Genomic DNA, 25,856 nt, shown 5'->3' with positions numbered 1-25,856 from the left:
AGGATTGGATGCTGTTTCGTAGTGCTGGCAGCGCCGCGCAGTGCGGTGCTGTCTGCCGCTAGGCGCGGCTGGTGGCGGGCGCCGGCTTACCGCGTCCTGGCACCACGTCCAACCCCAGCGCGGCGGAGAATGCCGCCGCTCCCCACGCGGCCCACTTGATCACGTCACGGCGCCGCAGCAGCAGGCTGTAGACCGCCACCGCCGGCACCGCTGCGACCATCAGTTTGGCCAGGTGCATGCGCCCGGCGCCGTTGCCCATGTAGCGGCGGATGGCGATCTGCCGTGAGCGGGCATAGTTGAAACGTTTGATGAAGTCGATGCGGATGCTGGGGGCGGAGGATGCGCCGCCCTTGTGGAAGGCGCGTGCGGCCGGTTGCAGCAGGCATTGGTAGCCGGCCTGGGCCATGCGCAGGCACAGGTCGTCGTCTTCGTAGTACAGGAAGAATATTTCATCGAAGCCACCGATATCGCGGAACGCGCGGGTCCGCAGCAGCTGGCAGCAGCCGTGGATCCAGTCGGCGCTGATGACCTTGTCCGGTACCGTGCAGGTGCTGTCGACATCGGGCTTGAAGAATGCCGCGCGATGCGAGATCTGCGGCACGGTGTCACTGCGCCAGTTCTGCGGGCCAACCACGCCGGCCTGCGGGTGATCGCGCATGCAGTCCAGCAGGCATTGCAGGTCATCCGCCGCGATCAGGCAATCGGGGTTGAGCAGCAAGGCGAAGGGCGTCTGCACGAGCGCCATTGCCTGGTTGTTGGCACTGCCGTAGCCGGCGTTGGTGGTGCGCGTGACCAGCCGTGCATGCCGGATGCGTTGGGCAATGTGCGCGGCGGTGTCGTCACTGCTGCCGTTGTCGATGATGACGACATGCGGGAAGGCAGCCAGGGTGCTGGCCATCGCCTCCACAAGAGTCGAACTGTTGTAGGTGACGCAGACAATGGTCACCTCATCAAACGACGGGCTGGGGTTCATGAGGTGGATTCGCGCTCTCTGCCGACACCGTACCAAGGGAAGCTGCCCAGCGGGATGCAGGCCATCAACAGGATGAAGACGTGTCGATGGGTGAAGTTGCTCCACAGCCCGTTGGCCAGGCCGGCGGCGACATAGATGATCAGAATGCTGGCAAAGATACCCTTTTGCGGAGAGGGCAGCTTGTGCGCATGGGCGGCAAAGCCCAGCAGCAGGCCGATGAAGACGAGCAGGCCTACCGTCCCTTCTTCGGCCAGGATGAGCAGGGCTTCCTGGTGCGGGTGGCCGGTGATGAACGGCGCTGAGCCGGGAATATCGCGCATCTGCTCAAGATAGAGCGGCTCCCACTGGTTCAGCCCGTGCCCGAATACCGGCGCGTCGGCGATGATTGGCAGGGTCTGCTGCCACAACCAGAGACGGATGCCGCTGGAAGTGGGTTGCTGGGTAACCAGGTAACTGTCGACTTCCTCGGTGATCGAACTGAGCATGCGCTCACGGATGCTCGGGGTCGACCACAGGCTGCCAATGGTGAGCACGATCAGGCCGGCGCTGATGATCAGCGTGCGCCAGCCGTTGAAGCGGTGCGCCACCAGGCGGTAGATCCAATACCCCAGCAGCGGCAACAGCACGATATAGGTGGTCCGGCTCTGGATGAGCAACACCACGTTGGCCAGCACCACCGCCGCACCGAGCAGGGCGGCGACACGCCAGCGGCGGTTGGGGCTGTTCAGCCCGATGGCCACCAGCATCGACATCAGGATCAGGCTGGCCAGGCCCTGCTGGGTGTATTCCTTGAACACGGTGTTGCGCATGGAAGGCTGGATTTCAGCCACCGCCCGCTGCGGCACCAGGCCGAACTGCATCAGGTAGGAAATCACCACCACCAGGCCGGCGGCTACGGCAAACGCGGCCAGCGCGCGCCAACGCCAGCGCGAATCGCGCAGCAGGCTGGCAATGAGGGCCGGGTAAAGGCAGCCCCACAATCCCGCTTCGCTGAACATCGAGGCTCCGGTGGTAAGCGTGGCATGCAGTGCGCTGGCGAGCAGCACGGCGAACCAGACCAGGAAGCCGATCACCACCGGCTCGCGCACGGCGGCACGCCAGCGCTCGACCAGCCCGGTACCGGCCAGCGAGCCCAGCAGGCCCAGGCCGATCAGGATGTTGGTGGCTGGCTTGTTGATGGGCGCGGCAAACAGCGAAAGCACCGCGCACCACTGGCCAAGGGTCAGCAGCCGGGCTCGCAGTGCCTGCAACAGCGGGGTGGAGGGGGCCGCAGTCAAATGATTCACGTAATGGATCACACCGGTGGGGCGTGGGGACGCCGCTGGGAAAGTGGCAGTGACAGGGACCGCCACCGGGCAACCAGTCTGATTCTCAGTCGCTAGCTGGAACGGACAATTCTAGCGACGCGAACCTGCATCTTCAACGAACCGGATTGCATGTGGATGGCACCTGCCGAGGCAGGGTTCAGCAAACGCCGTGAGCCCGGTGCCGGGCTAGTTGCCGGGCCCGGCACCGGTTGGCGGCGTCACCAGCGGCTGCCCGTTCTGCAGCAGCCACAGCATGATGGTCTTCTGCCGCACGTAATTAGCGCTGACGAAGGCTTCGATCAGCCCTGGCCAGCCGTCGAGGAAGCCGCGCTTGATCACGTAGCTGCGGATGAAGCGCCAGCTCGGGGCGATGATCAGCTTGCCCAGGCTGGCGCGCTTGCCTTTGCCGAACTCGTGCTCGGCCATCATCCGCGCGTACTTCTGTTTCTTGTCCAGCAGCTGCAGGAAGCTGCGGTACGGGTGGTGCAGCAGATCACCCTTCAGCAGCGCGGCCGGGCCGTCCAGCGACACCGCTTCGTGGATTTCGCGATCACCGCGCCAGCCGCCGTGGCGGCGGTCGAACAGGCGTAGTACGCGGTCGGGGTAGGCCGTGCCGTGCCGCAGGAAGCGGCCGAAGTATTCCGAGCAGCGCGCGAAGCGGTAGCCCACGGCGCGGGGCAAGCCGGCATCGCGTTCGGATTCGATGGCCGCACGCAGTTCCGGGTTGACCCGCTCATCGGCATCCAGGCACAGCACCCAGTCATGGCTGGCCTGTTCAACACAGAACGCCTTCTGGCTGCGGAAGCCATCGAAGGCCCGCTGCAGCACGCGCGCACCGGCCGCCTCGGCGACGGCGACGGTGGCGTCGCTGGAAAACGAATCCACCACCACGATCTCGTCACAGAACGCCAGCGAGGCCAGGCAGTCACCAATGCGGTCGGCTTCATTGAAGGCGATGATGCAGGCCGACAGGCGCGGGCGTTGGCTGGACAGGGTGGTGCTTGGGCTGGGCATGCGGCATCTGGTACGGGGGATGGGCCAAAGCCTAGCAGCGACGGCTCCCACTGGCGATGCGATAATTGCGCAATATCCGGGATATTCAGGAGTTCCCCGCCGTGCCACGCCACTATCTGCTGTACGGGTCCGAGCGTTATGCCCTGGCCATCCTCCGCCCGCTGCAGGCAGCGATCCGCGCACGTGGCGATGAGGCGGCATGGTTTTTCGACGGCCCCGGCGCGGAAGATCTGGCCGCCGATGAAACCCTGCTCACGGTTGCGCAGGTGCGCGCCTGGAACCCCTGCGCGGTGATCACCTCGTCCAACGCGGTGCCGCACTTCTTCCCCGGGGTGAAGGTCGAGACCTTCCACGGCTTCGACGCGGGCAAGCCGCGGCATATCTACATCCGTGGCTTCTTCGACCTGTACTGCACCACCGGCCCGCGCGATACCGCCGCGTTCTCGGAACTGGCGCAGAAGTCCGGACATTTTTCGGTGGTGGAGACCGGCTTCCCGAAGATCGACCCGTTCATGAGCCAGCTCAAGGACCAGCCCGATCCGGTGCGCGAGCCGCCGGTGATCCTTTACCACTCCACCTTCTCGCCGTCCTGGAGTGCCGCCGGCCTTCTGTACGACGAGATCAAGCGCTTGTCGCAGACCGGGGAATGGCGCTGGATCGTCACCTTCCACCCGAAGATGGACCCGGAAATCACCGCCAAGTACCGCGCCCTTGAAGGCCCGTACCTGCGCTTTGCCGATGACGACAACATCCTGGACCTGTTCCCGCAGGTGGACATGATGTGCTCTGACACCTCCTCGGCGCTCAACGAATTCCTGCTGACCTACAAGCCGGTGGTCACCTTCAAAAACCGTCGGCCGGGCCCGCAGCTGATCGACATCGATGACCCGGCGCAGTTTGAAGGCGCGATCCGAACTGCCTTGTCGCGGCCGCCGGAGCTGATGGCGGCGGTGCGCCAGTTCGCCGACCAGCTGCATCCCTACCGCGATGGCCGCTCCAGCGAGCGCATCCTGCAGGCCATTGACGATTTCATCGCCAAGGGCGGGCGCAACCGCAAGCCCAAGCCGCGCAACTGGTGGCGCAAGATCAAGCTGCGCAAGCGCATCGGTTATTGGGGCCCGGCGCGGGTTTGAGGTAACGCGCTTTTCCCCCTCTCCCGCCCCTTTGGGGCACCCTCTCCCGCAAGGGGAGAGGGGAAGATCTGCAATTGCAGGCAATGCTTGAGCTCGCGCTGCTTCGCCCCTCTCCCCTTGCGGGAGAGGGTGCCCCGAAGGGGCGGGAGAGGGGAGTGCTCTACACCCTCACCAACGCAGTTTGCGCCGCACCATCTCCCGCTCAAGCTGCGCCATCAGCGCACGCGCCTGGGCTTCCTCCAAAAACCGCAGCTGCAAGGCCGGCGCGCCGGCCGCACCCGCAGTATCCAAGGTCAATGTCGCGGTGCCGAAATGCCGGTCCAGCGGCGAACGATCCAGCCGCAGGGCCTGCAGCTTGTCCAGTTCGGCCACGCGCCACCAGCGGTTCCACCAGCCGCCGCGGATGGCGACACGCTGCGCATCGATGTTGTAGCCGATGCGGCTCACCTGACGGTGCGCCTTCAGTGCCGACCACGGCAGCCATAGCAATGGCAGCAGCCCCCACGCGCGACCGGTCTCGTAGACCAGTAATGCTGACAGGCTGCCCATCAACAGCAGCGCGGGCAGGCACAGCCGCCACCAGCCGCGGGTGCTCACCGGCTGCCACTGCGCGGGTGGCCATTGCAGGTGCGGCAACAGATGCTGCAGCAGGCTGTCACAGGTGGCCGGCGGTGCCAGTGGTGCCAGCTCCTTCAGCGCGCGGCCGTCCTGTTCCTGCTGCTGGCCGCCACTGGCGATGTCCACCCGCAGTTGGCGGCGCTTGAACAGGCGATGCAGCGCGCCTTCGCGCAGGGTCCAGGCCTGGATGCGGCGGCGGGCAACGCTGCTGCGCACGCGGGTGAACAGGCCGCGCTCGACGGTCAGGCGGCGGTCGGCCTCACTCAGGCGGAAGCCGTAGTACTGCACGATGGCCAGCCCGACCGACAGCAGCCGCATCAGCACCAGTGCGAACGCCAGCAGCAGCACGCCGGTGGCGGCCATGGTCAGCGTGCCCAGCTGCAACTGGCTGGCATAGCCGAACGCGTGCCGGCCCTGCTCCTCGATGAAATCGGAGGTGGCCCGGCGCGGGAACAATTGATACGCCGCACCGATCGCCGCGGCCACTACCACCATCGCGCGGTTGGCGATCAGTCCCTGCCGTACCAGCTCGGGCAGCGGCAGGCTCAGCAGTACGCCATCGCCGGGGGCCTCGCTCTGCGTGCTGGCTACGGGCGCGCTGCCGCCTTGGCGGATCAGCCGTTCCAGCTCCAGCGCCTGGCTCAGCTTGAGCACCCGCATCTCTGCCTCGGGTTTTTCGCCACCGGCCGATTCCAGGCGCAGCTCGGCGACGCCGAACATCCGGTGCAGCAGGTTCTGGTGCACCACCACGTTGTGGATGCGCGCAAACGGGATCTCACGGCGCGTGCGTTCGAAGATGCCGCTGCGGATGCTCAGGGCGTCGCTGCCGATGCGGTAGCGATAACTCAGGTATTGCAGTACCGCCGTGGCCACCAGTGCCAGCACGATCGCGGCGCTGATCCAGTGGTGGTAGGGCAGGTCGTCATCGCGGCGGCTGCCGAATACCAGCAGGGCCAGCAAGGGCAGCAGGAACTGCTGCACCTGCTGCTGCAGGGCGAACAGCCATGACCACGGATGCAGTCGTTGTTCCTGGCCGGGTAGCGGCGGTGGAAGTTCGCTCACAGCGCGTCGTCGTCGTGGTCCAGCTGCCGCGCCAGCCGGTCACGCAGGCGTTCGGCGTCGGCCTGCGCCAGCCCGGCCACCGCCACGGTGTTCATGCGGGTGCCGGCGGTGTGCACGATCAGCGTGGCCAGCCCGGCCATGCGCTCCAGCGGGCCGCGGCGCAGGTCCAGGTGCTGCACGCGCGATACCGGCACATGGCTTTCGCTCTGCCACATATGGCCGCGGCGCACGCCCAGCGATTGGCTGTCCAGCCGCCAGAAGGTGAGCCGATGCCGACGCCAGCCGAACCATGCGCCGATCAGCGCCCCCAACCCGGCGGCTGCCAAGGGGCCCAGCAACCAGTTCGATTGATCGGTGGCCAGCATCAGCACCACACAGGCGACACCGAGCAGCAGCGCCATGCTCAGTGCCGCACCAGCGGCGGCAAACAGCGCGCCGCGTGGCGGCAGGGCCTGCCATTGCTTGTCGTCCGGGGCGGGTATATCGAAGTCGGCAGGTTCAGTCATGCGCAGACGATATAACGGCGGGGCCGTACAACGTTAGGTGGGCATCGATGGCTGCTGTAGGAGCGGCGTAAGCCGCGAAGCTGGTGCAGCACCCGGCGCCCACAATGGTGGCCTACCTCGAAAACCAGAGTGCAGGCTTTTCGTTGACTCACTACGGCATAGGCTTCGCGGCTTACGCCGCTTCCACAAAATTGCCAGGAAGCAGGGCTGTTACTGCGCTGCCATGATCAGTGCGTCCACATCCAGATGATGGCCGGCGCGTGCGGCCTTGGTGCGCAGGTACTGCTCGTTCTCGTGGGTGATCTCGCCGGTGATCGGCACGCAGCCCAGCACTTCGATGCCGGCGTTGCGCAGGCGCTGCACCTTGGTCGGATTATTGGTCAACAGCTGGATGCGTTGCACGCCCAATGCACGCAGCATCGCCACCGCACTGCCATAGCGGCGCTCGTCGGAGCCGAAGCCCAGCTGCGCGTCGGCGTCGATGGTGTCCAGGCCTTCGTGCTGGTACCCGTAGGCGCGCATTTTCGCGGCGATACCGGTGCCGCGGCCTTCCTGGTCCAAATACAACAGGATGCCGCCGCCAAGCTCCTTGAGCGTGCGCAGGCCACGCCGCAGCTGGTCGCCGCAGTCGCACTTGAGCGAGCCGAACAGGTCGCCGGTGAGGCAGGACGAATGCACGCGCACCGGTACGATGCCACTCATGTCTGGGTTGCCGACAATCACCGCGACCTGGTCGCGCTGCGCCACGCCGCCACGGAACACGGCGAACTCGCTCATGCCGACATCGCGCAACGGCACCGGCGAGCGGGTGACCAGTTCATAGTCCTGGCCGGCCTGGCCGGCACCTTCGCGCAGGGCATCGGCGCTGAGCTGCATGCAGTCGTCAAACGGGCTGCCCGCCGCTTCCAGTTCCACCGACACCATGGCCGGTAGCAGCAGGCCCAGCCGCGCCACTTCCACGCTGGCAGCGTCCAGCGCGTCGCCCTCGGGCAATGCATCGGCAGGCGCAGTTGCATCGCGCAGATAGGCCAGCGCCGGCAGCTCGGCGAAGTCGCGGCCGGCCAGCGGAACGCGGATGCCATCGGCGGCGTGGATGCCCAGCGTCTGTGCGCGCGCGGCGCTCAGGAACAGGTAGTGGCGGTTCTGCGCAGCCTTGGCGAAGGCGGCGAAGCCTGCCGGCGAGGCGCTGTCCAGGGCGATGCTGGCAAGCCGGCGCCGGCCGTCGCTGATCACCACCGGGCGGCCCGCGCGCAGCTCGGCGGCGGCGCGCTCGCAGGCGATGGCGGCGGTCTGGCCGAAATAGGGCGGGCTGGCGGATGCGGGGCTGTTCATTTGAAACCTTATGGGGGCCGTTGGCTGTCGAATCAATCAAGCAGCACGGGTGATGCAGTGTTGCAGGAGCAGGTTCAATGCGGGTGACGGGCGGTGGCGTAAGGGTCGTGCTCGCCACTGCCGGGTGGCCGCAATGTGTAGCGCTTGTAGGTCCACTGGTATTGCGTGGGATCGCGGCGGGCGATGCGCTCGATACCGGCGCTGAGGGTGGCGGCAGCCAGCTGCAGGTCCGGGTCGGCGATCTGTGCCTCGGCTGGTTCGATATGCAGGGCGAAGTCGAGGTTGGGCCCGGTGCGCTCGCACCAGCCGTACAGGACGGTGGCGCCGGTGCGCTCGGCCAGGCGGTTGACCAAGGTCATGGTCAGCGCCTGGATACCGAAGAACGGAACGAACACGCCGTCGCCGTTCTTGGGCTGCTGATCGGGCAGGATGCCGGTGGCGCCACCGTCCTTGAGTACCTTGAACAGCTGGCGTACCGCCGGGCCCTCGGCACGCACCTGGCGCACGTTGTCACCGCCGCGCACCAGTTGCAGGAATTCGTCGCCAACCGGGTTCTCCGGCGGCGCATAGACAATGGCGATAGGGCCGCGCGAAGCCAGCCATTGATTCAGCAGCTCCCAGTTGCCGTAATGCGGGGCGACCACGATCACGCCCTTGCCGGAGGCCAGAGCAGCGTCGTAGAGCTCCTGGCCATGGCGTTCGCGCAGGTGCCGGGACAGGTTACTGGCCGGGTCGTGAGTCCACAGGTACAGAGTTTCCAGAGCCTGACGGGCGGTGGTGCGCAATACCTCGCGGTGCAGGCGCGCGCGCTGCGCGGCGTCCAGTTCGGGGTAGGCCAGCTCCAGGTTGCGACGGGTCACCCGGCTTTCGCGGGCATTGATGCTGCGCCACAGCCAGGCCACGGTATCGGCCAGCGTCCGCTGCCAGGACCAGGGCAGGTGGGTCAGGATGCTGGCGAGGCGGTAATAGAGCTTGGCGACGGATTGCGGTTTCATTCCCCCAAGTTTAGCCGCTGGCGCCCGGTGCTATGGTGCCCGGCCCGCCTGCAGGAGCTGTCCATGCTTTGCCTGATCCAACGTGTTGCCCAAGCCTCGATCACTGTCGACGATGCGGTGGTAGGGCAGATCGGCCCGGGCCTGCTGGCGCTGGTCGGGGTGGAGCCAGGTGACGATGAGGCGATGCTGCCTCGGATGGCCGACAGGCTGCTGGGTTATCGGGTTTTCGCCGACGATGCCGGCAAGATGAACCGTTCTTTGCGCGATACCGGCGGCGGGCTGCTGCTGGTGAGCCAGTTCACCCTGGCTGCCGACACCCGTTCAGGCATGCGGCCCAGCTTCACCAGTGCCGCGCCGCCGGCCGAGGCTGAACGGCTTTTCAATCGGCTGGTGGCGATCTGCACGGAAAAACACGCCGCAGGGGTGGAAACCGGCCGCTTTGGCGCCCATATGGTTGTCAGCCTGATCAACGACGGGCCTGTAACCTTTCTGCTCAGACCATGACGCGCCGTGAACCCACCGCCCCGGCAAGCGTTATGCTGCGCTGGTATAATGCTAGGTTCCCATCTTCACAATCGCCGGTGGCGCGAGCATTACATGGCCAACGAACGTCCTGCCCAGCAAAACGACATCAAGCTTCTGATCAGCAAGGGCCTGGAACAGGGCTACCTGACCTACGCCGAAGTTAATGACCATCTGCCCGACGACATGGTCGACCCGGAGCAGATCGAAGACATCATCGGCCTGATCACCGGCATGGGCATCGATGTCCATGAAGTTGCCCCCGACGCCGACACGCTGATGCTCAGCGACGGCAACACCGGCAACCGTGAAGTCGATGATACCGCGGCCGAAGAAGCTGCTGCCGCACTTACCGCACTCGACACCGAAGGTGGCCGCACCACCGACCCGGTGCGCATGTACATGCGCGAAATGGGTACCGTCGAGCTGCTGACCCGCGAAGGCGAAATCGCCATCGCCAAGCGTATCGAAGAAGGCCTGGGCCAGGTGCAGGCTGCACTGGGCACCTTCCCGCTGGCCGTTGAATCGGTACTGGCCGATTACGAACTGCACAAGGAAGGCAAGAAGCGCCTGGCCGAAGTGATCGTCGGCTTCAACGACCTGGTGGAAGAGGCGCCGGCTCCGGCCGTTGCCGAAGACACCAGCGATGACGCTGCCGAAGACGGCGACGAAGACGCTGACGGCGACGACGTCGAGGAAGAGGCCGGCCCGACCGGTCCGGATCCGGTCGAAGTCGCCAACCGCATGGAGCAGCTGGCCAGCGACCTTGCCAAGTTCAAGAAGGCCCACGCCAAGGGTGACACCAAGGCCCAGACCAAGCTGCGCGAGGAAATCTCGGCCACCTTCGTGACCCTGAAGCTGCCGCTGCCGCTGACCGACGTGCTGGTCCGCCTGCTGCGCGAGACCATGGGCCAGGTCAAGGCACAGGAGCGCCGCGTGCTGCACCTGGCCACCATCACCGCCCGTATGCCGCGTAAGGATTTCATCCGCTCGTGGGAAGGCAACCAGACGAATCTGGAGTGGGTGGAAGACGCTATCAAGCGTAAGCAGAAGTGGTCGTCGGCCCTGCGTGACGTCAAGGACCAGATCGTGTCCGAGCAGCAGGCCACCATCGACCTGGAAAAGAACACCCAGCTGAGCCTGGACGAGCTGAAGGAAATCAGCCGCGTCATGGCCTACGGCGAAGCCAAGGCCCGCAAGGCCAAGAAGGAAATGGTCGAGGCCAACCTGCGCCTGGTCATCTCCATCGCCAAGAAGTACACCAACCGCGGCCTGCAGTTCCTGGACCTGATCCAGGAGGGCAACATCGGCCTGATGAAGGCCGTGGACAAGTTTGAATACCGCCGCGGTTACAAGTTCTCGACCTATGCCACCTGGTGGATCCGTCAGGCGATCACCCGTTCGATCGCCGACCAGGCCCGCACCATCCGTATTCCGGTGCACATGATCGAGACGATCAACAAGTTGAACCGCATTTCCCGCCAGATGCTCCAGCAGTACGGCCGCGAGGCCACGCCGGAGGAGCTGGCCAAGGAAATGGACATGCCGGAAGACAAGATCCGCAAGGTGATGAAGATCGCCAAGGAGCCGATCTCGATGGAAACCCCGATCGGCGACGACGAGGACTCGCATCTGGGCGACTTCATCGAGGACACCAATGTGGAGTCCCCGATCGAGAACACCACCAACATCAACTTGTCGGAAACCGTGCGTGACGTGCTGGCTGGCCTCACCCCGAGGGAAGCCAAGGTGCTGCGCATGCGCTTCGGCATCGACATGAACACCGATCACACGCTGGAAGAAGTGGGCAAGCAGTTCGACGTGACCCGCGAGCGCATCCGCCAGATCGAGGCCAAGGCGCTGCGCAAGCTGCGTCACCCGAGCCGTTCGGAGCAGCTGCGCAGCTTCCTCGACATCGAGTGATCGCTGGTTTGCAGCTGACGGCTGGCGCGTAAGTGCCGGCAAGGAGAAACCCCGGCCAGGCGGGGTTTTTCTTTGGTGTGTGTATTGGTGGGGGCACAGAGCGGCACAGGCGTTCTGCGGCGCGTTGCGGAGCCGGTGTGGCGGCCCTGCAGTCGTGCGGTGCAGCGCGCAACACGCGCACATCAAAAGCAGACACAGGGAAGTAGTCGCACGCAGCCGGCTCCACTACACTGTGTCGTCGCTACGGGCCTATAGCTCAACGGTTAGAGCAGAGGACTCATAATCCTTTGGTTCCAGGTTCGAATCCTGGTGGGCCCACCATGAAATCAATCGCTTAGCTCTGTTTTTGTCGGGTTGGAGCAGGGGCGTTGAAGAATTCGCGGGAAAATTCCGCGATCAATCAATCAGCTCCGTCCACTGCGCATAGCGTGGAAGCAATTGCTTGGCTCTGTTTTCTTCTGATTGAAGCAGATGCCCGAGGTAAATCTCTTGGAAAAATACCGTTGCTGATCAGTCAGGGGCTTGGCTAATCCCATCTACGGCCAGCTCATGGCAACGGCAAACGGCATGGAAAAACGTTCGATAGAAATCGCTCTGCAACGCGCACGGATCGAAACCCGCGATTTCTTTGCGGTGGTAGGCATTGGATCGAAGCAGTGGAGAGCAAACGTTTTGTGCTCAGGTCGTGCGGTTGATGTGGCGGCATAGGCCGCATCTTGAGTCATCATCTTCAGCGCTCGGGGCGGGCGCTGGTGCTTGCCACTCTTGCCTGCGATGGATCATGGAGCAACACAGAAAAGGGGCGCATTGATTGGCGCCCCCTTCTGTTCACCGCGGTTGCATCAGAAGTCGTAGGTCACGCCCAGGCGCATGCTGCGCGGAGCCTGCCAGGACAGGACCTGGCGATAGATGCCGGGGCCGTAGTCCGGCTCCAGACGGGTAGCCTTCTGCTCGTTCAAAGCATTCAGCATGTCAACAGTGAAGGCCAGTTTTCCGTCCGCGAAGGATGGACGGTACTCGGCACTGAGGTTGAGATTCTTGATCCAGGGCGTTTCACCGGCGTCGCCCATCTTGGCCGGCTTGCCACCGCACCAATGGTAGTAGTTGCCCGCGTAGGCCGGAGAGGTTTCATCCGGACCATATGCGCCCTGGCAGGAGTTCGGCGTCCCGCTCATGACCTGCAACGTACTGCTGATGCTCCATTGCGGGTTGATCTGCCACATGCCCATCGCCTTGAGCTGGTGGGTACGATCATTCGGAAGGTGGCCACCGGCATATTCCATCAGGGATGGGTAGTCCCAGTCCTGCGTAGCCGAGATGTCACTTTGGCCGATGTCGGACTTCACCTGGCCTTCGGTGTTGCCGCGACTGTGGGCGTAGGTGTAAGTCACGCGCCCCCACAGCCTGCCGTCGAACGGGTGTTCGACATAGACATCCAATGCCGTATAGGTGCGCTTTACCTTTGAATAACCGAAGTCTGCGTTGGTGATGGCCAGCTCGGTGTAGCCGCCCTGAGCATTGGGCAGGTTGAACACCGCGGCACTACCGGGGTTGAAGAAATAGCAACCGCGTAGACCGGTAGTATCGATACCTTGAGCAGCAGCCATTTCTTCGAATTTGTCGATGTAGCAGGTATCGTCGATGGCGTTGTTCAACTTGCGGTATGTCAGCTTGGCGCCGTAGTTCCAGTTCTCGTTGAAGACCTTGTCAAAGCCCACGATGTACTCATCCTGCGATTGGGCCTTCAGGTTCTTCGCCGTAACCGTCTTCGGATCCGGCGATTGACCGTATTCGCGATTGGCCGAGTACGGCGCGCCCGGGCCGTTGATTGTGTCGATTGCGGTCAGGCCGGTCGGGTTGCCGTTCGCATCGATGCCCGTGTAGGTGTAGTACTCGTTGGTATAGATGGAACCTGCGGCGCCGCGTGCAGCCAGTGAGGTCGGCAGTGCGAGGTAGTAGCGTCCAGCGTTACCGTAGACCTTGAATGTGCTGTCGCCATTGACATCCCAAGCGAAGCCCAGTCGCGGCGCCCACTGCGGCTTGGTCTGCCTGATGTAAGCCTTGCCCTCCGGGTTGTAATTGATGAACTGGTCGTTGCGCAGGCCGAGCTTGACCAGCCAGCGGTCGTTTACCTGCCAGTTGTCCTCTATGTACTGGGCGCGCTGCATGACTTTGACCGAGGCGCGGGTTTCCTGGATGTACTTGGAAACGTAGTAGCCGGTCTCGCCGCCGGGATAGTTGCCGGGAGCGCCCACTCCCCCTTCGCTGATGGGCGTCATCGCGTTCGGCTTGCGGCCGTAGAGCCACATGTAACCGGCGTCCGGCGCCATGATGGTGCTGTCGTTGCGGTCTTCGGTCCGCTGGTTGTCGATGCCTGCGGTGATCGCGTGACCGCCCAGTTGATAGGTCACATCGAAACGGTAGTTTGCGCCAAACGTCTGATGCCTGGGATCGGATATCTGCGCCAGCTTGTTGGCATTGGTGATGGGAGTTCCGCCGTTCAAAGCCGGGTTCTGATTGACGCTGCCACTGACGGGTATCAGGTTGGAGAACTTGTTGTCCGGATCGGACTCCAGGTCCGTCTTCTGTTCGCCATACTGGGCATTGACCGTCAGGTTATCCGTTAGATAGCCCGTGTACTTGGCGATCCACATCACCGCCTTCGTCTCCGACGCGGTCGCGTCGCTGAGGTAGTCACCGCGGTTGAACGTGTTGTAGTTGTAGCGGTAGTTCTGGCCAGAGAACTTGTGTTGTGTTGACGCTCCAGTGAGTTCAAGCACGTGGTCGTTGGTGATGTTCCAGTCAACCTTGGCGTACCACTTCGGGTCCTTGAACGTGCGTTCGGAGACTTGTGATGCGGATGACTTTACACCTACCAGCTGATCCTCTGTCCGGGCGCCTTCCGCCGAAGCAAAGAAATACAGTTTGTCCTTGATGATCGGACCACCGACGTAGGCACTTTCTACCTTCGTCCAACCTACGTTGTCCTCGCGGTACTGGTACAGATCATGGCTGCCGAGTTTGCCTGGTAGCGCATCCGAATAGTAAGTGTTGCGCGGATCACTCTTGCCCCATTCAGGGGTCCACTGCAGCTGTCCTCCGAACTTCCACTCATTCGTACCGCGCTTACCAATCTGGTTGATGACGCCACCGGTGGTGCGCCCGTACGCAGCGCCATAGCCGCCGGTCAACACTTCCTGCTGCTCAATGGAGCCATAAGGCAATTCAATGCCGCCGAAACCTTTCAGCGGATCGGTGACGTTCATGCCATTGATGTAGTAAGCGTTCTCAGAGACAGACGCGCCGCCGAAGGAGGACAGTCGCTGACCGTTGGATGCATTGACGAAGTCGTTGGACCCTTGAATGACGCCAGGAGCCAATTGTGCGATGGCATCGGCGCTACGCGCGATCGGCAGCTTGGCCAACTGTTCGGCCGTGATGACCATGCGTGAATCGACCTGGGTCACGTCGATGGGCTGCATTCGCGTGCCCACCACTTCGACAGTAGAAAGCGTCGTGGCGTTGAATGAAGCATCCGCGGTGGATGAAACCGCAACGGTGATACTGCGGGTGCCAACGGTAGCGCCACCCTTGATCTGCTTCACCGTATAGGCGCCAACCGGCAGGCTACCCACGTTATAACGCCCATTTTCGTCGACCACCACGGTGCGCGAAAGGCCCGATGTACTTTCAATAACGATGGTGCTTCCAGCGTCGGCGCTGCCGCTGATGGCGCCGGATGTGGATTGTGCGTGTGCACCGAAACTCAATACAGCACTCATCAGGGCAACCGTAAGCCCGGAACGGGCCAGTACCTTTACTGTCGTCATCGCTGTTCTCTCTACTGCTTAGGAATGCGCTTCGCCCGAGGATGAACGGAAGACGGAACTTTGGTTGCTGATGTATCCAACTTCCACGAAGCGCTCGAACTGTAGTTGACGGTTCAGCAGTGGTCACTGACATAAGTTATGAACTCAGCTACAGAATCGCTGACATAATGAAATTGGGAGATGCATGAAAAAAAATTCTATTCTTGATCTCTTCATTGCATGCTCGACGACCGCGATGAGACGATGCCATCAGTCGTAGCAAGGCCCTATCTTTCTGACATCGAGTTTGAGGCACAGCACAGCTGCCGGCATGTGCTTCTCGCGGCATTCGATGCGCGTACAGATAGATGCATCGGTGTGGGTCCAGCGCTTCTACACCTGGCTTCCGTCCTTGATGAATCTGCTTTCTACGTGGGGCGGATGCCGCTGCGGGGCAGTCGGTTTCCTGCAAAGTTTGCGGGTGGGTTTGGCCGGCAATCGAGGGGCCTGAATCCCTCGGCTCCACGTGGCGTTGAGTCGTGGGGAGTTGCTTGCAGTGGGGTGACGCAGTTGTACCTGGTGGCTTATGGATGGGGCATGTGTGATGTCGGTGTTGGCCGGGTGATATCAATGCCGAAACTTTTTGATCACGACTTATAGAACACCGGCTAAGCTGAGCCCTCCGCAAGGGAGACTGCTGGCAATGTCCATACGCACGGTTCCAGGTCGTCGCCGCTTCATCGCGCAGTCCGCCACCTTGGGGATTCTCGCCGCGTTGCCTTCAACCCGAGCATTGGCTGCGTCGTGTAAAAACACCGACAGCGGTTCCTGGATTCCTGACGATACATTTCTCGCCGAGTTGCCTCGGATCATGCAGGCCTTTGCGGTTCCTGGCGTGGGCATCGCCGTGGTTGAAGACGGTGCTGTGGCATGGAGTAGAGGTTTTGGTTTGGCCGAGGTACAGACCGGCAGACCTGTTGATGCGCGCACGGTGTTCGAGGACGCCTCGCTCAGCAAGCCCGTGTTCGCCTATCTGGTGATGCAGCTGGTGGGACAGGGGCGGATCGATCTGGATGTTCCGCTGGTTCGGTATCGGCGCCCTGATTACCTTGGCGATCATCCATGGGTGGCACTGATCACCGCGCGCGACGTATTGCGGCATACGACGGGGTTACCCGATTGGCGCAAGTCACCCGCCACCGAGAAGCTGGTGCCGATGGTGAAGCCCGGTACGCGCATCAACTATTCCGGTGAGGCATTCGTCTGGTTGCAGCTGGTTGTTGAAACGCTCACCGGCCAGAGTCTGGATGAGTCGATGCAGGCCTATCTGTTTGGTCCTGCCGGGATGAAGAACAGCAGCTACACCTGGAATATGGATCTGGCGGAGCGCTCCGTGTTTGGTCATCCCGCACACGATCGCATTGATGCCGGCGTGCCGCCGCAGGTGCTGCGTGAACAATGGAACGCAGCTCAACGCGTCGCCGAGCGCTGGGGAAAGCCGCTGTCTGCATGGAAGTATGAAGATGCCGAGCGTGCGCTACCGGAGGTACAGGCCGCATCGCCGCCAGGCTTGGTGACTTGGCCGGGTGACATCCTCGCCAACGCCGCCGCCAGTCTGCGCACGACGGTGCAGGACTATGCGACGTTCCTGAGCTTGATGATGGCGGGCCGGCAAGCTGCGGCATGGGAGATCAGTGAGAGTGCGCGACGGGCCATGCTGACGCCGCAGATCAGCTTGCCGGGGCGATGGACCGAGAAAGGCCTGGGTTGGAATACCGAGCAGACCCGCGACGGCCCGATGTTCTATCACTCGGGTAGCAACAGCGGCATCTTCAAGAATTTCGCCATTGGCGATGCGCAGCGGGGGCGGGGCATCGTGGTGTTGACCAATGGCGGCAGCGGTTCGTTCGTGCACCGGCGGGTGGTGCGCGCGGCGACTGGGTACGATCTTCTTTCGTACGATCTTTGATCGAGTGCGGGTATGCACCCGCAGTATTGTGTCCATCTTCGATGGACCCGCTACTACTGGAATTGGGGCGCGATTGTTGCCGTTGCCGCGCGGCCATCTGGTTCAGTTCTCAAAGACGCCATCGCCGGCCGCTTCTGCGATGGGCCGTACCTCCTGCACCAGGCTCAGCAAGGTCTTTCCCGGCTCTTCATTCATCACTTCATGCGCGGACTGTTCAAACCAGATCAGTTTCTTCTGCGGCGCATCCACGCTGGCGAACCATTCGGCCGCCAGTTTGGAGGACACGTTGTAATCGTGCCGGCCCAGGAACAGGAACAGCGGCGTCTTGAGCTGGCGGGTGCTGCTCATGTTGAGGGTCAGCACATCCGCGAGCAGGTGCTGCATGGAAAACTCGTTGCCCTTCCAGGCTGCGGCTATATCCGCGTCGGCATACTCGGGTGACAGCGCAAAGGCTGCGGCCTCGGCGTCACCGCCGCGGCGGTTGTGGACCATGCCGCCATAGTGGTTCAACCAGCGTCGCTGCTTGAACAGGGCATCCAATGCAACAGGTGCGTTGCCCTGGGCATAGGGTGCTATCGCCTGAAGCTCGGCGATGGCCTGCGCGTTGTGGTCGCGTTGCGCCTGTTGCATGGTCCATGCCCAGCCGCGCCGTTCGCTCTCCGGGGCGTTGGATATCTGGCCCATGCCGATATAGGCATGCAGCCACTGCGGGCGCTGCTTGGCAACTTCCAGGCCCAGATAGCTGCCCCAGGAATGGCCGAGCACGAAGATCTTCTGCTTACCGAATTCATGGCGCAGCCATGCCACCATTTCCAGTGAATCGGCAACCATGCGCTCGCGGGTCATGGTGGGGGCCAGCTGCACTGGGTCGTTGCTCGCAAAGGTCTTGCCCGCGCCGCGCTGGTCCCACTGCACGACGGTGAAGTACTCCTCCCAGCCGCGCTGGAAATACCAGCTGGTTGGCATGGCGACCCAGCCCGGCCCACCATGCAGCATCAGTAAAACCGGGTTGCGGGCATCGTTGCCGCGGATCGATACCCATTGATCAATCCCGCCAATGCGGACCTTCTCCAGGCGCTCGATGCCGTTGTCGGCAACCACGCGGCGCATGTCCGCCACGATCGCAGTGGCCTGTGCCCGATCACGCGGCACGGGCGCTTCGGGCACGGCGGCGCTTGCGCCGGAGCAGGCGCCAACGGCAATGCAGAACAGGAACAACGGCAGCAGCTTCATCGGTTTCCCCGGCTCGGTGTCAGTTGCAGGGATGAAGCATGTCATGTGCGCGCCGCAACGACACCTCCGACAAATTTACAGCATTGGCTGCAGCTGTCGCATATCTCTACCGTGGCCGCGGGTCGCTCACCTCAGTCCTGCGAATCGGATTCGATCTCCAGTACCGCACCCAGTCTTTCCGCCAGGGCCTGCGCGGCGTCCAGCACGCGTGCCAAGCTTTCGTCGTTGAGGGTTTCCACCTGGATCAGATAGGAGCCCGGGCCTTCGTTGTCGCTCAGGCCTGCCGAGCTGCTGTCCTCGTCATCAGCGGCGAACGCGGGTTCGGTGATGTCTTCGGCTGAATCCACATCGTCCATGCCCTTGAGCATGTCGAGCATGGCCTGGGCGACGCCGTCGTCGGCGGTGAGGCGGAGTTCGAGGTTTGCCATGTAAATCTCCTTGCGGACGTGAGGGGACGGTTATTCGCCTTCGGCCTGGAAGCCCACTTTTCGGTGGCTGCCATCGCAGAAGGGCTTGTTGTTGGAATGACCGCAGCGGCACAACCAGGTCTCGGTGACGCGGTCGATGGTGCGGCCGGTGCCGCTGACCACTTCAAGGTTGCCGATGACGTGCAGCGGGCCGTTCCTGGTCGGGTTGACCTGCAGCGGGCCATCACGTTGCGGCAAAGGGTCGGATTTCTTTTCCGCTGGCTCGCCGCTGGCGGTAAAACCACAGTCGACGTGCCGGTGGTCGCAGAAGGGTTTTCTGTGCGATTCGCCGCAGCGGCACAGAGTGGCGCGCATGCCTTCATCCTTGCCGGCAATGAGCAGCGGTGCGGTGAATGCGAGCGGGCCGTTCTCGCGGATATGCACCAGGTTCACCACTGGAGCGGGCTCGGCGTGGCTGCCGTCGTTGTATTCGTAGCGGATGGCGCCGGAGGGGCAGTTGCGCGCGATCAGTTCCACTTCTTCCGGTGCCACCGCATCGGGGTGGATCCACTCGCCGACCACATTGGGCACGAACACGTCCGGGTGGCTGAGCACGCAGTTGCGCGAGTGGATGCAGCGTTCGCCATCGAAATGAATGGTGACGGTTCTGCCGCGTACGGTTTCGGTTGCCATGGGCTGCCTCCGCTTCTGAAGGCACAGTGTCGCGCGCGGGACGTTAAGGCGGGGCGTATGCCGGTGTTGTTTGTGGGAGCGGCGTGAGCCGCGAAGCGAGCGGGCAATGAGATTGCCGTTGACCTGGTGTTCTGTAGGTGTGTGAGCTTCGCGGCTCACGCCGCTCCCACAAGCTGCCTGCTAGCGGCGTACGGCCAGTACCCCATCCAGGGCCAGCTCGGCCTTGAAGCCTGCCTTCTGCAGGCGGGTGGCGACTTCGCGCGGTACATCGCGGCCGCTGGTGAGCTTGTTCGGCGCGCCGGTGTAATGGAACAGGCGGCCGCCCTTGCGCAGCACGCGCGCCAGTTGATCGTAGAACACCTGCGAGTACAGCTCGCCGGCAATGCCGAAGCGCGGCGGATCGTGCAACACCGCATCCATCGATGCATCGGCGATGCCTTCGATTTCTTTGGAGATATCGCCTTGGGTCAGCTGCAGGCGACCACCTGCATGTTCACCATCGGGATCCGGTGACCACGGGTTGAGGGTGCGCAGCCAAAGGACTTCGGGGCTCTTTTCGAAGGAACGGATGCTGGCGACGCCTTCATCCAGGCAGCAGGCGGCGAAGTAACCCATGCCGCCGCAGGTATCGAGCAGCTGCTTGCCGCGTGGCTCCACCAGTGCCACCTTGCGGTGGGCATCGTCTAGCGGCGAGATCTGCGCGCTGACCAGCATCTTGATGCCGTCGATCTCGAAGGTGGGGATGCCCCAGTCGGTGGGCACCAGCTTGTACAGGCCGCTGCCAAAGCGCGAGGCAGCGCTGAATTCATCGCCATCCCAGTAGTAGATGGTGCGGTCCTTGAGCTTGGCCGGCCACGGGTAGTGCTGGCCACGGTACTGCCAGCCATCAGCGCTGAGGCTGACTGTTTGCTGGCTGCGGCCCAGGTCGAGCGAGGCGCTTGCTTCGCTGCTGCCTTGCTTCAGAGCGCTTTGCAGCTGTTCGAGCAGGGGGCGGGTCAGCAGGGGGCCGGTGTAGTGGGGCATGGGAATGGCGGTGATACGGGGGAGGGAATGCTACCGCAGGGAGGGGTTTGGGGTTTTGTTCCTGGCGAAGAGCCCGCCTCCCCAGCGCGTCCCTTTGCTTCGCAAAAGGGAGGGGGCAGAACTCCCTCCCTTTGCCGCAAGCGCGGGGAGGGCCGGGGAGAGGTAGCTTTGGACGTTCAGGCTTTTTGCCGGGAACGCCGCCTCAAGCAGCGCCCGGTAACCCAAGGAGGCATAATTCGCGCCCCTCCCTTCGATTCCGCGTGCTCCGCCGCCCAATCGGCCGGCGCCAGCGGCCAGCCCGTATGTCCTTCCTGCATTCTGAACTGGCGCAGTGGCGCGCTCATCCCCTGCGTGAAATGTTGGCCGGCGCCGTGGCCACCTTTGCGCTGATCCCCGAGGTCATCGCGTTCTCGTTCGTGGCCGGGGTGGACCCGCAGGTGGGTTTGTTCGCGTCTTTCGTGCTGAGCATCGTGATCGCGGTGTTCGGCGGCCGGCCGGCGATGATCACCGCGGCGGCCGGCTCGGTGGCTTTGGTGGCAGCACCGCTGATCAGCGCGCATGGCCTTCCCTATCTGTTTGCCGCAGGCCTGTTGGCCGGCGTGATCCAGATCCTGTTCGGCGTGCTGCGGTTGGGCGTGTTGATGCGCTTTGTCAGCAGCTCGGTGCGCACCGGCTTCGTCAACGCGCTGGCGATCCTGATCTTCGCCGCGCAGCTGCCGCAGCTGCACGGTGCCACCACCGCCACCTGGGCAATGCTGGCCTTGGGCCTGTTGGTGATCTACGGCTTGCCGCGCCTGCCGCTGCCCGCTGTGCGGGCGATTCCCTCGCCCCTGATCTGCATCGTGGTGCTGAGTGTATTGGCTGCGTGGTTGAAGTTGGACCTTCCTACCGTGAATGACCTGGGCAAGCTGCCGGAGGCGTTGCCGCAATGGATGGGCTTGCCGTCCTTGCCGTTTGATCTGGAAACCCTGCGCATCATCGCGATGCCGGCCCTGGCCATTGCGATGGTGGGCTTGCTGGAGTCGATGATGACGGCGCGTGTGGTGGACGAACTCACCGACACACCCAGCTCCAAGAACCGCGAATGCACCGGTCTGGGCGTGGCCAATATCGCCGCCAGCCTGTTCGGCGGCATTGCCGGCTGCGGCATGATCGGGCAGACCGTGGGCAACGTGAAATACGGTGGCCGCGGAAGGCTGTCGACGCTGTTTGCCGGCGTGTTCCTGCTGGTGCTGATGGTGCTGCTGAAACCCTGGGTTGGGCAGGTGCCGGTGATCGCGCTGGTGGCGATCATGGTGATGGTCAGTGTGTCCACGTTTGACTGGCGCAGCCTGGGCGCGCTGGTGCGGCATCCGCGCCTGTCCGGCGTGGTGATGCTGGCGACGGTGGCTGTGACCTTGGGGACGCACAACCTTGCGGCGGGTGTCGGCGTCGGCGTGTTGTTGAGCGGTGTGTTCTTTGCGCTGAAGGTGGCGCGTCTGCTGCGTATCGAGCAGCAGGACCTGGCCGATGGCAGCGTCCGCTATGCGGTGAGCGGGCAGGTGTTCTTTGCCTCGGCCGATGCCTTCATTGATGCTTTCGATCCGCGCCTGGTGCAGGGGCGTGCGGTGGTGATTGATCTGTCAGCGGCACAGCTGTGGGATATCACCGCGGTGGCGGCGCTGGAGAAGGTGGTCAGCCGTTATCGCCACCATGGCATCAAGCCGCGCGTACTGGGCCTGGATAGACAAGGGCGCGCGCTGCTGCGGCGCGTGCTGCGTGAGGGCGAACTGGCTGTCGAGGATGCGCCAGCGTAACGCTTGTAGGAGCGGCATCAGCCGCGAAGCTGATGCTGCCGCCGGCCGCCGGGGGATCTGCAATTGCAGTGGTTTCCGCAACGGACAGCGCGCGAGCTTCGCGGTTTACACCGCTCCCACAATTGCCGGATGGCTGCCGTGCCTGTGTAGGAGCGGCGTAAGCCGCGAAGCTGATGCTGCTGGCTGTGGCCGGGGAACGCGCAATTGCACAATCGCTCCCGTCGGACAGTGCAGTGGCTTCGCGGCTCACGCCGCTGCTACAACCGGCGGGTGGCTGGGTTGCCTTGTGGGAGCGGCATCAGCCGCGAAGCTGATGCTGCTGGCTGTGGCCGGGGAACGCGCAATTGCACAATCGCTTCCCGTCGGACAGCGCGGTGGCTTCGCGGCTCACGCCGCTCCTACAACCGGCGGGTGGTTGGGTTGCCTTGTGGGAGCGGCATCAGCCGCGAAGCTGATGCTGCTGCCGGTTGTTGCGGAATCTGCAATTGCAGTGGTCCCAGCAACGGACAGTACATTGCCTTCGCGGCTTACGCCGCTCCTACAACAAGCTGGGTTACATCACGTCCCAGGCGTAGCCGCCGCGCTCCAGTACCGATGCCGCCAGCGATTCGACGATCTCGTCTTCATTGCGCTCCAGGCCACGCACATTGCGCGCCATGCGGCGACGGGCCTGGCGTGCGAACAGCCGCGCGATCTTCACCGCATCCTCTGCTGCCGGATGCTTGGCCTGCAGCAGGCTCTCCACCCGTGACAGCACACACAGCCCGACAAACAGATCGATGGCGATATCGGCCACGCGCTTCTGCGCATGCTGCTGGTCGGCGATCTTCTTGCCATGCTTGCGCAGCAGCTGGTCTGATGCCTTGGACAGTTCCACCGTGTACTTCTCGCACAGGCGCGCCAGTGGCCGCAGCGCGTCGTTGAGCGGCGCGCGGATGCGGCCGGTGCCGTAGCCGGTGGCTTCGCGCACACGGCGGCCGGCGTAGTCGCTGAGTACACCGAAACCCTTGATCGGGTCGTTGAAGATGCCGCCCACCGCGCTCTGTAGTTCGCTCAGCGTTGCGCCCACGCCCTTCAACCCATTGAGCGCCACGTACAGGCGCAGGATCTCGTTGGTGCCCTCGAAGATCGACAGGATGCGGGTATCGCGGGTCATCTGCTCGTACGGCAGCTCGCGCATGAAGCCGTTGCCGGCGGCAATCTGCAAAGCTTCGTAGCAGCTGCGCTGCACCGCCTCGCTGGCGAAGATCTTGCTCATCGCCGCTTCCACCGAATAGTCGGTGCGGCCGCTGTCGATCAGATGCGCCACCATCCACACCGTGCTCTCGGCGGCGAAGCAGTCGGCAGTCATCTGCGCGATCTTCTCGCGCACCAGGCCGAACTCGGCGATCGGCTGGCCGAACTGCTTGCGCTCGCTGGCCTGTGCGCAGGCCATGCGGATCAGCGCACGCATGCCGCCGACCGCGCCACCGCCCAGGCCGGTGCGGCCGCTGTTGAGGATGTTCATCGCCACCTTGAAGCCTTTGCCTACCGGGCCCAGCACATTGGCCGCCGGCACGCGCACGTCGTTGAAGGCAACGGTGGTGGTGGAGGAAGCACGGATGCCCATCTTGTCTTCGTGCGGGCCGTGGCTGACGCCGTCCCAGCCGGCCTCGACGATAAAGGCGGTGACCTTGCCTTCCGGCGTGTCGGTACGCGCGAACACCGTATAGAAATCGGCGATGCCGCCGTTGGTGATCCAGATCTTCTCGCCGCTCAGGGTCCAGCTGCCGTCGTCGTTGCGTTGCGCCTTGGTGCGGATGGCCGCGGCATCGGAGCCGGCGCCGGCTTCGGTCAGGCAGAACGCGGCAATCATCTCGCCGCTGGCAAGCTTGGGCAGGTAACGCTGCTTCTGCTCATCGTTGCCGAACAACAGCAGGCCTTTCATGCCGATGGAACTGTGCGCGCCGATGGTCAGCGACACCGAGCTGTCATGGCTGCTGGTCTGGCCCAGCACCCGCGCATAGGCGCCATTGGACAGCTCCAGCCCGCCGTATTCCTCGGGGATGATCAGTCCGAACAGGCCCATGTCCCGCAACGCCTGGATGAACTCCGGCGGCTGCTCGGCGTCGCGGTCGTACTGCCGCAGATCGGCGGTCTTGTCGGCCAGGAACTGGTCAATGGCGTCCGTCATCGCGCCCAGCATCTCGCGGTCACGTTCGCGGATCTGCGGATAGGGGAACAGCACATCCTCGGCGATATGGCCGAAGAACAGCTGTTTGGCGATGCTTTCATCCAGGTTCTGCGCTGCAACGGTATTCACGTACGGCTCCTTGGGGTGCGGACGATGCCGCCCTTTGTTGAATGATGGCCCACTCTTGCCGCAGGTTCACACATCCGCAAGGCACAATCGTGGAACTCGTTGTGCTCTTGTCGGTCACTGCACTGTGCATTTGTACCGTGACAGGGCCGGTTGCCGCTCTGCGTCGTGTTGGTGATGGAGTTGCATGCGTTCTGACCGTTCCGCCGAACCGCTATGGATCCGCCTGACTGCGGGCGTGATCGCCGTGGCTTTCATGGCGGGGATGGCGCGGCTGATGTTGCAGCTGCCGGCGCCCAATCCGGTGACGGAACAGGCAGGGGTCGAGCTGCGCTGGGTGCTGCCGGCGGCCATGCCTGCGGCGCCGCCCCAACCGCAAACAGTGCCGATGCCGGCTGCCGCGCCAGCACTGGTGGTGCCGTCACATGCCGATACGCCGCTGCCGGCGAACCAAGCGCGCGTCAGCGCCGCGCCCTCTGCAGCGCCAACTGCACCCGCAGCTGCCCAAGCCGCATGGTCGCAACGGCTCTATGGTCGGGATGGCAGCCTGGCGGTGCCACCGAGTGGCACGGTGCCGGCACAGAAGGATGCCGCGCAGCAGGTGTTCCAACACCGCGATGAATTGGCCACCGGCGTGGGGGAACGGCCGTTGGAGAAGATGGTCTCGGGCATGTTCGAAGACAAGAAAAAGCCGCCGACGCTGGGCGAAATGGGCGCGCGCTTGATCCATGGGCGGGACATCCAGCCGGCACAGGCGCGGCGTCCGCCGGATGTTGCGTTCAACCCCGGCCTGCATGAGCGCCCGTCCGATCTGGGCAGTGAGGCCACCGGCGATGCCTACAAGGCCGCGCCCATCCGCTACGAGAAGGCGCCGGACATGAGGGGCGGGGCCAGCCGTCGCATCCGCCTCGCTATCGGCGCGTTGGAGCAACGCTATCCACGTTGCAATGGTGAGCAGCGCCGACGTTGGCTCGGTATCGCGCAGCAGCACATGGACGCCCTGCAGCGCGTGGAGTACCGCTACAACAACGGTGCCGATCCTGTGGAGGCCGAGCACAGCCTGCCCAGTGCGGCCGATAGTGCCTACGACCTTGCGCGGCGTGCGCTCTGGGATGCCGAGCGGCGCATGAAAACGTGCACTTGAGCGCGGGTCAACGCAGGCCAGAGGCGGGCCTTGCCGCCGCCATTGCCGGTGCCCGCCGATCGGGTTGAATGTCACCCAGTGGACAAACCGGGACAAAC

The 25,856-nt window shown here is 63.7% G+C and carries 19 protein-coding genes and 1 tRNA gene; 7 read left to right on the top strand and 13 right to left on the bottom strand.

Annotated elements, in window-relative coordinates:
* Positions 1-58 precede the first annotated feature (58 nt).
* From BCV67_RS07485 to BCV67_RS07475, 3 genes are all read right to left on the bottom strand, one after another.
* On the bottom strand, positions 59-973 hold the full coding sequence (locus BCV67_RS07485; RefSeq protein ID WP_062167252.1) for a glycosyltransferase family 2 protein: 915 nt from the start codon (positions 971-973) through the stop codon (positions 59-61).
* Positions 970-2,250: an O-antigen ligase family protein gene (locus BCV67_RS07480; RefSeq protein ID WP_156455787.1), complete on the bottom strand. Its 1,281-nt coding sequence runs from the start codon at positions 2,248-2,250 to the stop codon at positions 970-972. The genes BCV67_RS07485 and BCV67_RS07480 overlap by 4 nt, the downstream gene beginning before the upstream one ends.
* 216 nt (positions 2,251-2,466) lie before the next feature.
* Complete coding sequence (locus BCV67_RS07475; protein ID WP_062167248.1) at positions 2,467-3,294, bottom strand: glycosyltransferase family 2 protein; 828 nt, start codon at positions 3,292-3,294, stop codon at positions 2,467-2,469.
* A gap of 101 nt (positions 3,295-3,395) precedes the next feature.
* Between BCV67_RS07475 and BCV67_RS07470 the strand changes: the two genes are divergently transcribed.
* A complete protein-coding gene (locus tag BCV67_RS07470; RefSeq protein WP_062171513.1) occupies positions 3,396-4,427 on the top strand; it encodes a CDP-glycerol glycerophosphotransferase family protein in 1,032 nt (343 codons plus the stop codon).
* A 168-nt stretch (positions 4,428-4,595) separates the two neighbouring features.
* Here the strand turns inward: BCV67_RS07470 and BCV67_RS07465 are convergent, their stop codons facing one another.
* From BCV67_RS07465 to BCV67_RS07450, 4 genes are all read right to left on the bottom strand, one after another.
* A complete protein-coding gene (locus BCV67_RS07465) occupies positions 4,596-6,107 on the bottom strand; it encodes a PH domain-containing protein (protein WP_062167246.1) in 1,512 nt (503 codons plus the stop codon).
* Positions 6,104-6,613: a PH domain-containing protein gene (locus BCV67_RS07460; protein ID WP_062167244.1), complete on the bottom strand. Its 510-nt coding sequence runs from the start codon at positions 6,611-6,613 to the stop codon at positions 6,104-6,106. The genes BCV67_RS07465 and BCV67_RS07460 overlap by 4 nt, the downstream gene beginning before the upstream one ends.
* Positions 6,614-6,823: 210 nt before the next feature.
* Entirely contained in the window at positions 6,824-7,945 is a 1,122-nt protein-coding gene (ribA, locus tag BCV67_RS07455; RefSeq protein WP_062167242.1) for a GTP cyclohydrolase II RibA, read from the bottom strand.
* A 74-nt stretch (positions 7,946-8,019) separates the two neighbouring features.
* Positions 8,020-8,940 carry a lauroyl acyltransferase gene (locus BCV67_RS07450; protein WP_062167240.1) on the bottom strand — a complete coding sequence of 307 codons (921 nt, stop codon included), beginning with the start codon at positions 8,938-8,940 and terminating at the stop codon, positions 8,020-8,022.
* A 63-nt stretch (positions 8,941-9,003) separates the two neighbouring features.
* Here BCV67_RS07450 and dtd point away from each other — a divergent pair, with 63 nt between their 5' ends.
* The 3 genes from dtd (at position 9,004) to BCV67_RS07435 (ending at position 11,706) form a co-directional block, all read left to right on the top strand.
* Positions 9,004-9,444 (top strand): D-aminoacyl-tRNA deacylase, encoded by a 441-nt coding sequence (dtd, locus tag BCV67_RS07445; protein WP_062171511.1) that lies wholly within the window; start codon positions 9,004-9,006, stop codon positions 9,442-9,444.
* A gap of 93 nt (positions 9,445-9,537) precedes the next feature.
* Positions 9,538-11,385: an RNA polymerase sigma factor RpoD gene (gene rpoD, locus BCV67_RS07440; protein WP_062167238.1), complete on the top strand. Its 1,848-nt coding sequence runs from the start codon at positions 9,538-9,540 to the stop codon at positions 11,383-11,385.
* Between the two features lie 245 nt (positions 11,386-11,630).
* Positions 11,631-11,706: transfer RNA gene (locus BCV67_RS07435), tRNA-Ile, on the top strand.
* A 521-nt stretch (positions 11,707-12,227) separates the two neighbouring features.
* On the opposite strand, the gene BCV67_RS07430 is transcribed toward BCV67_RS07435, so the two are convergent.
* Positions 12,228-15,215 (bottom strand): TonB-dependent receptor, encoded by a 2,988-nt coding sequence (locus tag BCV67_RS07430; protein WP_065868071.1) that lies wholly within the window; start codon positions 15,213-15,215, stop codon positions 12,228-12,230.
* 622 nt (positions 15,216-15,837) lie between these two features.
* On the opposite strand from BCV67_RS07430, the gene BCV67_RS07425 reads away from it, so the two are divergent.
* A complete protein-coding gene (locus BCV67_RS07425) occupies positions 15,838-17,163 on the top strand; it encodes a serine hydrolase domain-containing protein (RefSeq protein ID WP_197430078.1) in 1,326 nt (441 codons plus the stop codon).
* Between the two features lie 102 nt (positions 17,164-17,265).
* Here BCV67_RS07425 and BCV67_RS07420 read toward each other — a convergent pair whose 3' ends face one another.
* The 4 genes from BCV67_RS07420 to BCV67_RS07405 all read right to left on the bottom strand — a co-directional run bounded on the left by BCV67_RS07420 (position 17,266) and on the right by BCV67_RS07405 (position 20,519).
* A complete protein-coding gene (locus BCV67_RS07420; protein ID WP_062167232.1) occupies positions 17,266-18,396 on the bottom strand; it encodes an alpha/beta fold hydrolase in 1,131 nt (376 codons plus the stop codon).
* Positions 18,397-18,527: 131 nt separating this feature from the next.
* The gene (locus BCV67_RS07415; RefSeq protein WP_062167230.1) at positions 18,528-18,824 is read right to left on the bottom strand and encodes a hypothetical protein; all 297 of its coding nucleotides are present in this window, start codon (positions 18,822-18,824) and stop codon (positions 18,528-18,530) included.
* A gap of 30 nt (positions 18,825-18,854) precedes the next feature.
* Complete coding sequence (locus tag BCV67_RS07410) at positions 18,855-19,496, bottom strand: CDGSH iron-sulfur domain-containing protein (protein WP_062167227.1); 642 nt, start codon at positions 19,494-19,496, stop codon at positions 18,855-18,857.
* Positions 19,497-19,676: 180 nt separating this feature from the next.
* Positions 19,677-20,519, bottom strand: a complete 843-nt coding sequence (locus tag BCV67_RS07405) for a class I SAM-dependent methyltransferase (RefSeq protein ID WP_062167223.1) — start codon at positions 20,517-20,519, stop codon at positions 19,677-19,679.
* Positions 20,520-20,821: 302 nt separating this feature from the next.
* Between BCV67_RS07405 and BCV67_RS07400 the strand changes: the two genes are divergently transcribed.
* Positions 20,822-22,315 carry a SulP family inorganic anion transporter gene (locus BCV67_RS07400; RefSeq protein WP_062167219.1) on the top strand — a complete coding sequence of 498 codons (1,494 nt, stop codon included), beginning with the start codon at positions 20,822-20,824 and terminating at the stop codon, positions 22,313-22,315.
* Between the two features lie 553 nt (positions 22,316-22,868).
* On the opposite strand, the gene BCV67_RS07395 is transcribed toward BCV67_RS07400, so the two are convergent.
* The gene (locus BCV67_RS07395) at positions 22,869-24,617 is read right to left on the bottom strand and encodes an acyl-CoA dehydrogenase family protein (RefSeq protein ID WP_082746525.1); all 1,749 of its coding nucleotides are present in this window, start codon (positions 24,615-24,617) and stop codon (positions 22,869-22,871) included.
* A gap of 184 nt (positions 24,618-24,801) precedes the next feature.
* On the opposite strand from BCV67_RS07395, the gene BCV67_RS07390 reads away from it, so the two are divergent.
* Positions 24,802-25,758: a hypothetical protein gene (locus tag BCV67_RS07390; protein WP_062167215.1), complete on the top strand. Its 957-nt coding sequence runs from the start codon at positions 24,802-24,804 to the stop codon at positions 25,756-25,758.
* The last annotated feature ends 98 nt before the right edge of the window (positions 25,759-25,856 follow it).

The sequence above is a fragment of the Stenotrophomonas nitritireducens genome (genome assembly GCF_001700965.1).
GTDB classification, from domain to species: Bacteria; Pseudomonadota; Gammaproteobacteria; order Xanthomonadales; family Xanthomonadaceae; genus Stenotrophomonas; species Stenotrophomonas nitritireducens_A.
Note: the sequence above shows the minus strand (reverse complement) of the source record. Positions and strands in the feature narration are given on the sequence as shown.